Origin of the sequence: Mesorhizobium australafricanum (assembly GCF_033977265.1) — a bacterium.
Classification (GTDB): domain Bacteria; phylum Pseudomonadota; class Alphaproteobacteria; order Rhizobiales; family Rhizobiaceae; genus Mesorhizobium; species Mesorhizobium australafricanum.
Genome location: NZ_JAVIIT010000010.1, coordinates 147,251 through 159,072, shown reverse-complemented (window position 1 = coordinate 159,072; position 11,822 = coordinate 147,251). Strand labels below are relative to the sequence as shown.

11 protein-coding genes are annotated in these 11,822 nt (G+C 64.2%); 5 read left to right on the top strand and 6 right to left on the bottom strand.

All coding sequences use genetic code 11. From position 1 onward, the window contains the following. Nucleotides 1-34 precede the first annotated feature (34 nt). Entirely contained in the window at nt 35-724 is a 690-nt protein-coding gene (locus RFM98_RS20405) for a UdgX family uracil-DNA binding protein (protein ID WP_320310557.1), read from the top strand. A gap of 300 nt (nt 725-1,024) precedes the next feature. On the opposite strand, the gene RFM98_RS20400 is transcribed toward RFM98_RS20405, so the two are convergent. The 4 genes from RFM98_RS20400 to RFM98_RS20385 all read right to left on the bottom strand — a co-directional run bounded on the left by RFM98_RS20400 (nt 1,025) and on the right by RFM98_RS20385 (nt 5,403). Further along, nucleotides 1,025-2,284, bottom strand: a complete 1,260-nt coding sequence (locus RFM98_RS20400) for a glycerate kinase type-2 family protein (protein WP_320310556.1) — start codon at nt 2,282-2,284, stop codon at nt 1,025-1,027. Next, nucleotides 2,281-2,784: a heme-degrading domain-containing protein gene (locus tag RFM98_RS20395; RefSeq protein ID WP_320310555.1), complete on the bottom strand. Its 504-nt coding sequence runs from the start codon at nt 2,782-2,784 to the stop codon at nt 2,281-2,283. The genes RFM98_RS20400 and RFM98_RS20395 overlap by 4 nt, the downstream gene beginning before the upstream one ends. Before the next feature lie 76 nt (nt 2,785-2,860). After that, a complete protein-coding gene (guaD, locus tag RFM98_RS20390) occupies nt 2,861-4,174 on the bottom strand; it encodes a guanine deaminase (RefSeq protein ID WP_320310554.1) in 1,314 nt (437 codons plus the stop codon). Nucleotides 4,175-4,176: 2 nt separating this feature from the next. Continuing rightward, nucleotides 4,177-5,403, bottom strand: coding sequence for a urate hydroxylase PuuD (locus RFM98_RS20385; RefSeq protein WP_320310553.1), 1,227 nt, complete (start codon nt 5,401-5,403; stop codon nt 4,177-4,179). A gap of 282 nt (nt 5,404-5,685) precedes the next feature. Here RFM98_RS20385 and RFM98_RS20380 point away from each other — a divergent pair, with 282 nt between their 5' ends. The 3 genes from RFM98_RS20380 to RFM98_RS20370 all read left to right on the top strand — a co-directional run bounded on the left by RFM98_RS20380 (nt 5,686) and on the right by RFM98_RS20370 (nt 9,244). Beyond that, on the top strand, nt 5,686-6,606 hold the full coding sequence (locus RFM98_RS20380) for a LysR family transcriptional regulator (protein WP_320212977.1): 921 nt from the start codon (nt 5,686-5,688) through the stop codon (nt 6,604-6,606). 425 nt (nt 6,607-7,031) lie between these two features. Further along, a complete protein-coding gene (locus RFM98_RS20375; RefSeq protein ID WP_320310552.1) occupies nt 7,032-7,997 on the top strand; it encodes an LLM class flavin-dependent oxidoreductase in 966 nt (321 codons plus the stop codon). After that, on the top strand, nt 7,994-9,244 hold the full coding sequence (locus tag RFM98_RS20370) for an LLM class flavin-dependent oxidoreductase (protein WP_320310551.1): 1,251 nt from the start codon (nt 7,994-7,996) through the stop codon (nt 9,242-9,244). Before RFM98_RS20375 ends, RFM98_RS20370 begins: the two co-directional genes overlap by 4 nt. Here RFM98_RS20370 and RFM98_RS20365 read toward each other — a convergent pair. Next, nucleotides 9,241-10,089 carry a PhzF family phenazine biosynthesis protein gene (locus tag RFM98_RS20365; protein ID WP_320310550.1) on the bottom strand — a complete coding sequence of 283 codons (849 nt, stop codon included), beginning with the start codon at nt 10,087-10,089 and terminating at the stop codon, nt 9,241-9,243. The two genes, RFM98_RS20370 and RFM98_RS20365, sit on opposite strands and share 4 nt — an antisense overlap. 227 nt (nt 10,090-10,316) lie before the next feature. Here RFM98_RS20365 and dps point away from each other — a divergent pair, with 227 nt between their 5' ends. After that, entirely contained in the window at nt 10,317-10,805 is a 489-nt protein-coding gene (dps, locus tag RFM98_RS20360) for a DNA starvation/stationary phase protection protein Dps (protein ID WP_320310549.1), read from the top strand. A gap of 31 nt (nt 10,806-10,836) precedes the next feature. Here the strand turns inward: dps and xdhC are convergent, their stop codons facing one another. After that, nucleotides 10,837-11,739, bottom strand: coding sequence for a xanthine dehydrogenase accessory protein XdhC (xdhC, locus tag RFM98_RS20355; RefSeq protein ID WP_320310548.1), 903 nt, complete (start codon nt 11,737-11,739; stop codon nt 10,837-10,839). Between the last annotated feature and the right edge of the window lie 83 nt (nt 11,740-11,822).

Genomic DNA, 11,822 nt, shown 5'->3' with positions numbered 1-11,822 from the left:
CCATTTCAAGTTTGAAAGCGGGCGAGACAGAACGATGGCGACAACACTGTCAACTATGGCCTTGCGACGTGAAGCGAGGCGTCCAGCCAGGCGCATCCCCGCGCCCGAGCCAGAGCCAGCTGCAGAAGGAGGCGCCACCTCCATCGGCGAGGCGCGCGAAGCGGCAAAAGGCTGCCATCGCTGCTCGCTCTGGCGCAACGCCACGCAGACCGTGTTCGGCGAGGGACCGGAGAGTGCCGATGTCATCTTCGTCGGCGAGCAACCCGGCGACCAGGAGGATCTGGCCGGCAAGCCTTTCGTGGGGCCGGCAGGCAGAGTGTTCGACAGCATCCTGGACGACGCCGAGATCGACCGCCGTAAGGTCTATGTGACCAATGCGGTGAAGCATTTCAAATTCGAGCCCCGCGGCAAGAGGCGCATCCACTCGAAACCCAATGCCGGCGAGATCCAGGCCTGCCGCTGGTGGCTGGACAAGGAGCTCGACCTCATCAAGCCGAACCTCGTGGTGGCGCTCGGCGCGACGGCGGCGCAGTCGCTGCTCGGCAAGGCGGTGCCGATCATCAGGATGCGCGGCGACGTGGTCGAGCGGGAGGATGGGTTGCGCGTGTTCCTGACCATCCATCCGTCCTTCATCCTGCGTATCCGCGACCAGGAGGACAAAGAGGCCGAGCGCGGGCGGTTTTTGAAGGATATGCGGAAGGTGAAGCAGTTGATGGGTGCTTGATCATTGTTCTGCGCGCCCAGGAACGGCCGACGGGAGTTTGACGGGGCTTGCTGTACGAAGTTGCGCGGCGTTGGGGATTAGCTGAAGCGCTTATCGCTTCGTCATCCATGGGCGGAGCAAGGAGCGAAGCGACGCGCGCAGACCCGAGGATCCATGCCATTACTTCGACGTGTTGCGACCGGGCAGAATTCTGCTCCGTTGCATCCTTCGACCAAGGTCACGGAATGGATCCTCGGGTCTCCGCGACGGAGCTGCGCTCCTGCTTCGCCCGTGGATGACGAAGTTCTGGAGGCTCTAGCGCTACCTAACCAGAATCGCCCTCAGATCATTCACATTCGTTCCGGTGGGACCCGGCACGAACAAATCCCCAACCGCGTTGAAAGCCGTCCAGGCGTTGTTGCCGGCGAGCATCGCCTTGGCATCGACGCCAGCAACCCGCATCCGCGCCACCGTCGAGCCGTCTGCGAAGGCGCCAGCATTGTTTTCCGAGCCGTCGATGCCGTCGGTGTCCGCAGCCAATGCGTGGATGCCATCGACGTCGTCGATCCCGATGGCGAAGGCAAGCAGGAATTCGGAATTGCGGCCGCCCTTGCCCTTGGCCCGCAGCGTCACCGTCGTCTCGCCGCCGGACAGGATCAGCACCGGCTTCCTGAAGGGCCGGTTGCGCGTCGCCACCTCGCGGGCGATCGCGGCGTGGACGCCGCCGACCTCGCGTGCCTCGCCCTCGATCGCATCCGACAGGATGACGGCCTCGATGCCTTGCCGCTTCGCTTCGGCGGCCGCCGCTTCCAGCGACACGCCGGCCGAGGCGGTCAGGTGAACTTCATTGCCGGCAAAGCGGGGATCGTCGGGACGTGGCGCGTCGGCGGCCGGCGAACTGATATGCGCCATGACCGCATCCGGCAGCTTCATGCCATAGGCGGCGATCGAAGCCAGCGCATCCTCGCGGCTGCCTGTGTCGGGAACGGTCGGGCCCGAGGCAACCAGCGCCGGATTGTCGCCGGGGATGTCGGAGACGACCAGCGACACCACTCGCGCCGGGTGCGCCGCGGCAGCCAGGCGTCCGCCCTTGATGGTCGAGACATGCTTGCGGATGGCGTTCATCGCCGCGATGGGCGCGCCGGAGGCAAGCAGCGCCTCGTTGACGGCGATCTCGTCGGCAAGCGTCAACCCGGGAGCGGGCGACGGCAGCAGCGCCGAACCGCCGCCGGAAATCAACGCCACGACCAGATCGTCGGCGGTCAGACCCCGCACTTTCTCCAACAACCGTTTCGAGGCTTCCAAGCCCGCGGCGTCCGGCACCGGGTGCGCCGCCTCGATGATCTCGATGCGCTCGCATCTGGCGCCATAGCCGTAGCGGGTGACGACCAGCCCGTCGATCGGGCCGTCCCAGACCTTCTCGAAGGCAGCCGCCATCTGCGCCGAGCCTTTGCCCGCGCCGATGACGATGGTGCGGCCTTTCGGCCTCGCCGGCAAATGATCGCGGATCGTCTTTTCCGGATCGGCGGCGGCGACGGCGGCGTTGAAGATCGACGTGAGGAAGCTTTTCGGGTCGGTCATTTTTCTTCCGGCGGCAGCGCGAGCCCGCTCGCATCGATGCCAAGATGAGCGCAAAGCGCGTCGACGACGACGCCATGGTCCTCGCGTTCCGGCAGGCCCGAGACCGCGATGACCCCGATGACGCCGGCGCCCTTGACGGTGACGGGAAAGCCGCCGCCGGCAAGCACATAGTCCGAAATGTCGAGCGCCTCGCCGACCTTGAAGGTACGGTCGGGCCGCTGCTGCTCCAGCACAAGACGGTAGGTGCTGCTCAGATAGCGCTTCACGACATTGATCTTGCGCCGCGCCCAATCGGGATTGGAGGCGTTGGAGCCCGGCATCGCGGCATAGAAGAGCGGCCGGTCGAAGGTCCTGATGTCGACGATAATCGGCAGGTTTTCCTTCAGCGCCCGATCCCTGATGGCAGAACCGATCTTGAAGGCGACGGCCTCGTCGAAGGCCGGGAAGACCAGCGTGGCTTCCTGTTTCTTGATCAGAGCGATGTCGTCGGCGGCAGCCATGGCGTTTCCCCTGTCAAATGTCGACGCACGCTTTGGCCGATGGCTGACGCGGGGTCAAGCGAAGAGCAGGTTTAATCTATGCGACAATCGCGCTCTTCGCCGGCCGGCCCGCCACATAGACCTCGCGCACGGCACGATCGTCGCCCAGCGTCTGCAACAGGAACAGCTCCTCGGCCAGCGTCTCCACCGTCTCCATCCTGAGCCGCATGCCAGGCGTCGTATGGGCGTCGAGCACGACGATGTCGGCATCCGTGCTTTCATCCAATGTGCCGACCTTGTCGGCCACCGACAACGCCTCGGCATTGCCGCGCGTCAGCTGCCAGAAGGACTGGAACGGGTTCAGCTTCTCGCCATTCAGCGCGATCACCTTGTAGCCTTCGTCCATGGTGCGCAGCATCGAATAGTTGGTGCCGCCGCCGACATCGGTCGCCGCTGCGATTCGCAGCGGCTTCTCGCGCCGGCGATAACGCTGGTAGTCGAACAGGCCGGAGCCGAGGAAAAGATTGGAAGTCGGGCAGAACACCGCCACCGAGCCCGATTGCGACAGTGCGTCCGCCTCGCGTTCCGACAGATGGATGCAGTGGCCGAACAGGCTCTTTTTGCCGAGCAAGCCGTAGCGCTCATAGACATCGGTGTAGTCGCGCGACCAGGGATAGAGCTCCTGGGTGAAGGCGATCTCGGCGTGGTTCTCCGACAGGTGCGTCTGCATATGCAGATCGGGATGCTCGCGACAGAGCGCGCCGGCCATTTCCATCTGCTCGGGCGACGAGGTGATGGCGAAGCGCGGCGTGATGGCATAGAGCTGGCGGCCTTTGCCGTGCCATTCGGCGATCAGCGCCTTGGTTTCGTCATAACCGGTCTGCGGCGTGTCGAGCACACCGTCGGGCGCGTTGCGGTCCATCATCACCTTGCCGGCGATGTTGAGCATGTTGCGCTCATGCGACTCGGCGAAGAAGGCTTCGGCCGACGATTTGTGCACCGAGCAATATGCAGCGACCGTCGTCGTGCCGTGCCGCAGCATCTCGTCGAGGAACAGCCTGGCGATGCGGCGGCCGTGCTGCGCGTTCTGGAATTTCGACTCCTCCGGAAAAGTGTATTTGTTCAGCCAGTCGAGCAGTTCGGCACCGTAGGAGGCGATGACCTGCATCTGCGGAAAATGCACATGGGCGTCGAGAAATCCAGGCAGGATGAGATGCGGACGATGGTCGATCGTCTCGACCCCCGCGCCCGCCTTCTTCGCGACGTCCGCATAGGAACCGGCGGCAATGATCTTGCCGTTGTCGATCAGCAGACCGCCATCCTCCTCGTAACGCCAGGCGGAATGGTCGTCGATCGCTTCGGGCCAACGCAGGAAGGAGAGCGTGCGGCCGCGCAGAAGTTTTGATGTCATGCTTATTTTCCAGCGCCTTCGAACCAGGCGACCAGAAGGACTCGTTCCTGGTCGGTGATGTGGCTGACATTGGCGGGCGGCATGGCATGCGCCCGGCCGGCCTGGATATAGATCTCGCGGGCATGCTCGGCGATGCGCGCGTCGGTGTCGAGCAGCACGCCCTTCGGCGCATGGTAGATGCCCTCATAGACCGGCTCTTCCGTGTGGCACATGGAGCAGCGGCCCAGCACAGTGTCGCGCACCGCCGGGAAATGCGCCGATGCCATATAGACCTGCGCGGCGGCGGAGGCCGCGGAGGCCTTCGGCTCGCCGGTCAGCACCTTCGGCACGGTCGACAGCCAGATGATGATCATGAACAGCACGGCCGCGCCCAGCCAGGTCCAGGTCGGGTTGCCTTTGCGCGCATGCACCGTGTTGAAATAGTGCCGGATCAGCACGCCGATGATGAACACCAGCGAGGCGATGACCCAGTTGAACTCAGTGCCGAAGGCCAGCGGGTAGTGGTTCGACAGCATCAGGAACAGGACCGGCAAGGTCAGGTAGTTGTTGTGCAGCGAGCGCTGCTTGGCGATCTTGCCGTATTTCGGATCCGGCTTGCGGCCGGCGATCAGGTCGGCGACGACGATCTTCTGGTTGGGGATGATGACCATGAAGACATTGGCCGACATGATCGTGGCGGTGATGGCGCCGAGATGCAGGAAGGCGGCGCGACCGGTGAAGAGGTGCGTGAGTCCCCAGGCGATGAAGACCAGCACGCAATAGAGCACCAGCATCAACCCGGTGTCGCTTTTGCCGAGCGGCGAGCGGCAGAGCAGGTCGTAGACGATCCAGCCGACGCCGATGGTGGCCAGCGACAGCAGGATGCCGACCGGCACCGAGATGTTGAGCACGTTGGGGTCGATCAGGAAGAGATCGGCGCCGGCATAATAGACCACGCAGAGCATGGCGAAGCCCGACAGCCAGGTGGCGTAGGATTCCCATTTGAACCAGGTGAGGTGCTCCGGCATCTCGGCGGGCGCCACCAGATATTTCTGGATGTGGTAGAAGCCGCCGCCATGCACCTGCCATTCCTCGCCGAAAGCGCCGACGGGCAGGCCCGGGCGCTGGCGCAAGCCCAGGTCGAGGGCGACGAAATAGAAGGACGAGCCGATCCAGGCGATGCCGGTGATGACATGCAGCCAGCGGACGGCGAAGCTCAGCCAGTCCCAGAAAATCGCGAAATCCATCATTGAAATCGTCCCTGCCGATCAGGCGACTTTACGGGCTGGCGCGCAAACGAAAAGAGGCGAGGTGCGCGATGACTTTCAAAAAAAAATGGAAAATAGTAGGCTTGCTCAAGATGTGTTGAGATTCAGGTCAGGCCGAGCCGAAAATGACGGGTTTCGAGAACCGGAGCGGAGCGTACTTCCGGTACGTGAGCACCGGAAGCGCAGGAACACGGCATTTGCAGGCCGGCATCAACTGAATATCGACATATCTGGACGCAGCTGTTTGAGAGCCACGAAAGCCGCATGGCCTATCTCGACAACATCGCCGTCTTCGTCCGCGTCGTCGAGCTCGGCAATCTGTCGGCGGCGGGGCGCGACATGCGCATTTCTCCGGCGGTCGCCTCCAACCGCATCAAGGAACTGGAGAAGCATCTAGGGGTCAGGCTGTTCAACCGCACGACAAGGCAGTTGATGCCGACCGAGCACGGCACGGTGTTCTATACCGGCGCCAAGCAGGTGCTGGATTCGATCACCGAGGCGGAAGCCGCGGTCGCAGCACTTTCCGGCCAGCCGCGCGGCACCATCAGGGTGACGGCGCCGCTCGGCCTCGGCCGGCGGCTGATCGCTTCCGGCATTCCGGATTTCCACGATCGGTACCCAGATATCGAAGTACGGCTCAGGCTTTCCGACCACAATGTCGATATCATGAAGGAAGGCATCGACGTCGCCTTCCGGCTCGGCATCATCGAGGATTCGAGCCTCAGGATGCGCGGCATCATGGAATGCGAGCGAGTGCTGGTGGCCGCACCGAAATATCTGGAAGCGCGCGGCGAACCGACCGAGTCGCAGGAACTGATCGGCAAGAAGCACGATTGCCTGATGCTGCGCTATGCCGGCGCGCGCGAATATGTCTGGACGCTGCAGACGCCGAGCGGCCCGCAGAAATTCGAGGTGCACGGCCCCTACGACACCGACGATGGCGATGTGCTGACCGGCTGGGCGCTGTCGGGCCGGGGCATCATCAACAAGCCGCGCTTCGAGGTCGAGCCCTTCATCCGCGACCGGCGGCTGAAGGTGATCCTGCCCCAGACACCGCCGACGCCGGTGCAATTCGCCGCCGTCTATCCGCACAAGAAGCTGCAGGATCCGAAGGTGCGGCTGCTGCTCGACTTCATGGCCGAACGCTGCCAGCGGCTGATCAAGGATATCTTGGCCGGCAAGTAGGGGGCTGGCAGCGTTGCGTCGCGATTGGCCGAAGCCTCCGTGGCGTCGTCATCCACGGGCGAAGCGACGCGAAGCGGAGCGCAGACCCGAGGATCCATTCCGTGACTTTCGCCGAAGGGCGCAGCGGAGCAGAATTCTGCACCGTCGCAACGCGTCGAAGTCACGGAATGGATCCTATGGTCTGCGCCGCGTCGCTTCGCTCCTTGCTCCGCCATAGAATGACGAGGCGCGTCGGCTAACCACCGAGCTATGCGACCCGCCACGCAACATCGGCTCGGCAGGACTTCTACCTCGCCGCTAATACGGTGGCTGGTCGGCAGGTGACAGCTTGGTGGCCCACTCGCTCCCGTTGCCTTGCGCAAAAGCGAGCCTAGGTTGGTAGCCGAATGGCTGCAGACGCCGGTTGCAGCCGAATGGGCCGCACAATGCATCTCGCCGTTTCGCTCAACATTGCTTCCTCCATCGGGCAGGCCAGTCTGACATTTGCTGAGATCGCCGGCTTGGTGCGGAAGGCGGAGGCGGCCGGGATCGATATGGTTGTCATCTCCGATGCAACGGACGAGCGATCAAGCAGCCCTTTCGAGGCAACGACGCTGCTGGCTGCGCTGGCAACGGCGACAGAAAGGATCGGCCTCGTCGCCAGCGCCTCGACGCTCGCGCACCAGCCCTACAATCTGGCGCGCCGTTTCGCTTCGCTCGACATCATCAGCCATGGCCGCATCGGCTGGAACGCCACGCTGAGGCAAAATCCGCGTGAGGCTGCGAACTTCAGCCGGTCGGAAGGGTTTTCGAACGATGATTTTCGCCGCCGCGCGGAAGAGTATATCGGCATCGTCCAGGGGCTATGGCGAGGCTGGGATACGGACGCCTTGCTGTTCGACAAGGCGGGCGGCCGGTTCCACGATCCCGACAAGATGCATTTCCTCGACCACAAGGGCGAGTTCTTCTCGGTGCGCGGGCCGCTGAACATTGCCCGCTCGCCGCAGGGCACGCCAGTACTGGTCATGTCCAGCCTGGCGGAAGCTGAGTTCGATTTTGCGGCCCGCGTCGCTGACGTCATCTTGGTTGACGCCGTATCACCGGCAGACGCGAAGGCCGCTTGCGACGACTTGAAACGCCGGGCGGTCACCGCCGGACGCGAGCCGCACGCGTTGAAGACATTGGCCACGCTCCAGGCGGAGCCCGAGCTCGGCACCGATCATCTGGATCACTGGTTCGCCGGGCAGGGCTGCGACGGCCTCAACCTCGCTTTGCCGGCCGATCTTTCGGCACTCGACGACTTCGCCGATCGCATCCTGCCGGACCTTCGCCGCCGCGACGCCGCCCGCTCCGCTCATGCCGGGGCAAGATTACGCGACCATCTCGGACTCGGGGCGGGAGGCGAGAAATGAGCGCACGCCAGATGAAGCTCGGCCTGTTCCTGTGGGCGACCGGCCATCACATTGCCGCCTGGCGTCACCCGGACGCACATGTGAAGGCCGGCATCGACATCGATCACTACATCCAGCTGACGCGAACGGCGGAGGCCGCGAAGTTCGACATGGTGTTCTGCGAGGACGCCGCCGGCCTGCGCGAGGCCAATATCAACATCGCCAGCCAGACCTCGCGCTCGATCGGCTTCGAGCCGATCAGCCTGCTGTCAGCGCTTGCCGCGCAGACCGAGCGCATCGGCCTCGTGTCGACGGCATCGACGAGCTACAACGAACCCTATGGGCTTGCGCGCGTCTTCGCCTCGCTCGACAATCTGAGCGGCGGGCGCGCCGGCTGGAACCTGGTGACCTCGGCAAGCCCCGTCGAAGCCGCGAATTTTGGGGCGACGGGCCTGAGACCGCACGCCGATCGCTACGCGCGGGCACGCGAGTTCGCCACGGTGATCACCGGCCTGTGGAACCGGCGCTTTGCCGGCCATGACGGCGAGAGCTTTTCGGTTCGCGATGCGCTCGACATACCGCCCTCGCCGCAGGGCGCGCCGGTGATGGTGCAGGCCGGCGCCTCCGACGATGGCAAGGATCTTGCCGCCCGCACCGCCGATGTCGTGTTTTCGGCGGCCCAGACTTTCGAGGAGGCCAAGGCCTTTTACGACGACCTCAAGGGACGGCTCGCCGCCTATGGCCGCCAGCCGGACGATGTGAAGATCATGCCCGGCGTGGCGCCGATCGTCGCGGCGACCAAGGCCGAGGCGCAGGCCAAATACGATGCGCTGCAGGAATTGATCCCCGACGACGTCGGTGTCGCGCTGCTCTCCAGCTATCTCAGCATTTCCGATCTTGGGCGCTATCCGATCGACGGGCCATTGCCCGAACTACCGGAGAGCGAAGGCATGAAAAGCCGGCAGGCGCTGGTCATAGATCAGGCGCGCCGCGACGGGCTCTCGATCCGCGGGCTCGCGCGTTATTTTGCCGGCGCGCGCGGCCACTGGCGCGTCATCGGCACGGCCGGAGAGATCGCCGACGAATTGCAGGCGCGTTTCGAAGGCGGCGCCGCCGACGGCTTCAATGTCATGCCGTCCTGGTTCCCGGGCGACCTCGACGCCTTCGCGACGCTGGTGGTGCCGGAACTGCAGCGGCGCGGCCTGTTCCGCAAGGAGTATGAAGGCCGCACGTTGCGCGAGCATCTCAGCCTCAAGCGGCCGGTTTAAGCCGCGGCGGCCCGCGCATCCATCAGGCGGGCTGTTCCAGACACCCTGATCGAGCTGCCCGGTGGCGAGGGAATATCGGCATGAAGCCGCGAGCGCATGCCCATGTCCTCGCCCTGGACGATGTCGATCCCGCCGCCATGCGGCCAGCCGAGATCGCGCAGATAGCCGGCAAAGGCCGCCGTCGCCGCCCCCGTTGCCGGATCCTCATAGACACCGCCGGAGGCGAATGGATTGCGGGTGTGGAAGAGGCGCGGCGTCTCGGCATAAGCGAGCAGGATCGTGACCAAGCCTTCGCGCCGCATGAAGGACTGGCCCTGCTTCAAGGCATAGGCCATGGCGGCCAACGCCTCGCGTGACTTCAGCGCGAGCACGAGATGATCGGCACCACCATGGACGAGCGCCGGCGGAATAGCGGGGTCGAGATCGCCTGGCTGATAGCCGAACAGCGCCAATGCCTCGCCGACCAGTTCCGACGAAGCCGGCCCGCTGCGTGTCGGCGGCGATTGCAGGGCGGCGGCGAAATTGGCGCCGTCGCGAAAACCTTCGACGGTGATGTCGGCCTGGTTGAGGGCCAGCTTGAAAATGCCGTCGCCGAACTTTCTGACCAGCGCCGCACCCAGCGCGATGGTGGCATGGCCGCAGAACGGCACTTCCGATTCCGGCGAAAAATAGCGGACACGCCAGCCGTCATCTTCGGGCGCGGCAAAGGCGGTTTCCGAAAAGCCGACCTCGGCCGCGACGCGCTGCATGTCAGCCGCGTCCGGCAAGGCCTCGCCGATCACCACGCCGGCGGGATTTCCGCCTCCATTCCCGTCTGCAAATGCCGCTATGCGCAATACGTCCATGTCGTTCACCCGTGTTGATGCGTGTGTTTGTCAGGCGCGCAGAAAACACCGCTCGACCGCGTTTGGGAAACGAAGAAAACGACGAGCAGCTGTGAGCGGCAGTCATACCTCCCGGCATCGTCGGCGCCCTTCGGGACGGAACGAACTTGCTCTGTCACCGTTTGGCGATTGGCGGTCACTCAGACCGCCTCCTCAGCCAATCGACGCAGCGCGAACAGGAGCCGACCATGGACGCCATCGTCACCAAGAACGACCTCAAATCCGATGCCAAGAAGGAATCGATCGACCTTCTCAACGCCAGGCTTGCCGACGCCATCGACCTGGCGCTGATCACCAAGCAGGCGCATTGGAACGTCAAGGGGCCGCAGTTCATCGCCATCCACGAAATGCTGGATGAATTCCGCGAGGAAATCGACGGCCATGTCGACATCGTCGCCGAGCGCGCCGTGCAGCTCGGCGGCACCGCGCACGGCACCTCGCAGGAAGTGTCGAAGGCGACCAGGCTGAAGCCCTATCCGACTGACATCCACAAGACCAAGGATCATCTGGCGGCGCTGATCGACCGCTATGCCGCGGCGGCCAAGCTGACCCGCGAAGCGATCGACGAGGCGGACGACGCCGGCGATCGCGATACCGCCGACATTTTTACCGCCTATTCGCGCTCACTCGACAAGTTGCTCTGGTTCCTAGAGGCGCATACCCAGGAAAAGGAATAGCCAAGCGGCTACTCGTGCATGGCCGTCTGGATCAGCCGGCCATCGCCTTTTCGGGCGCAGCTGAAGCCGATGCCTGGGTCGAATGCGACACCAGCGCCGTCATGATCTCGGCGGCGGCAAGCGCGGCGATCACCGGCGGGCGCTTGTCTTTCACCGCGTTGCCGCCGATCGGCGAGACGAGCCGGCCGAACTGCGCGTCGCTGCCCTCGACAGATTTCAGGAACCAGTTCCTGAAGGTTGCCTTCTTGGTCTTGGAGCCGATCATGCCGACATAGGCCGTGTCGTCGCGCTTCAGCGCCTCGGCGACGATCAGGAAATCCAGCGCATGGTCGTGGGTGAGGATGGCGAAGGCCGATCCGGCCGGCGCCTCGCGCACCACGGCTTCGGGCATCGGCGTCAACCGCGTCTCGACCGTGTCCGGCATGCCTTCCAATGCTTCGGATCGGGTTTCGATGACGACGACGTGGACCGGCAGGAGCGTCAGCGAAGCGGCCAGCGCCCGGCCGACATGGCCACCGCCGAACAGATAGACATGCGGAAGATGCGCCTCTTCCAACTCGGCGTTAGCGATCAGCTCATGTTCAAGCGAAGCATCGACGAGGCGGATCAGCACCTCGACGCGCCCGCCGCAGCATTGGCCGATTTCCGGCCCAAGCGGGACGTCGAGCGTGGCGCAGATTTCATCGACCTCGATGCGGGCTCCCTTATCCTCCCCCTTATGGGGAGATAGGGGGCGCAGCATCTGCCGCGCCTTGTCGATCGCCATATATTCGAGCTGGCCGCCGCCGATGGTGCCGAAAATGGCCGATGCCGAGACAAGCATGAAGGCGCCGGCCTCGCGCGGCGTCGAGCCCTTCGTGGCCGCGACCTCGACGAGCGCAGCGCTGCCGGCCTTGCCAAGAAACACTTTCAGCTCTTGCACTTTCGAGTTCATGGTCTGCATTTCCGACTGCTCGGCGCATGATCTTTTCCGAAATCGATGCCGATTTCGGGCTCATGCGCTGGGAAATATAGCGT

What these genes read in the sequence shown, in the direction of transcription:
- RFM98_RS20405 (WP_320310557.1), top strand. Translation starts at nt 35, where the DNA reads ATGGCGACAACACTGTCAACTATGGCCTTGCGACGTGAAGCGAGGCGT.
- RFM98_RS20400 (WP_320310556.1), bottom strand. Translation starts at nt 2,284, where the DNA reads ATGACCGACCCGAAAAGCTTCCTCACGTCGATCTTCAACGCCGCCGTC.
- RFM98_RS20395 (WP_320310555.1), bottom strand. Translation starts at nt 2,784, where the DNA reads ATGGCTGCCGCCGACGACATCGCTCTGATCAAGAAACAGGAAGCCACG.
- guaD (WP_320310554.1), bottom strand. Translation starts at nt 4,174, where the DNA reads ATGACATCAAAACTTCTGCGCGGCCGCACGCTCTCCTTCCTGCGTTGG.
- RFM98_RS20385 (WP_320310553.1), bottom strand. Translation starts at nt 5,403, where the DNA reads ATGATGGATTTCGCGATTTTCTGGGACTGGCTGAGCTTCGCCGTCCGC.
- RFM98_RS20380 (WP_320212977.1), top strand. Translation starts at nt 5,686, where the DNA reads ATGGCCTATCTCGACAACATCGCCGTCTTCGTCCGCGTCGTCGAGCTC.
- RFM98_RS20375 (WP_320310552.1), top strand. Translation starts at nt 7,032, where the DNA reads ATGCATCTCGCCGTTTCGCTCAACATTGCTTCCTCCATCGGGCAGGCC.
- RFM98_RS20370 (WP_320310551.1), top strand. Translation starts at nt 7,994, where the DNA reads ATGAGCGCACGCCAGATGAAGCTCGGCCTGTTCCTGTGGGCGACCGGC.
- RFM98_RS20365 (WP_320310550.1), bottom strand. Translation starts at nt 10,089, where the DNA reads ATGGACGTATTGCGCATAGCGGCATTTGCAGACGGGAATGGAGGCGGA.
- dps (WP_320310549.1), top strand. Translation starts at nt 10,317, where the DNA reads ATGGACGCCATCGTCACCAAGAACGACCTCAAATCCGATGCCAAGAAG.
- xdhC (WP_320310548.1), bottom strand. Translation starts at nt 11,739, where the DNA reads ATGAACTCGAAAGTGCAAGAGCTGAAAGTGTTTCTTGGCAAGGCCGGC.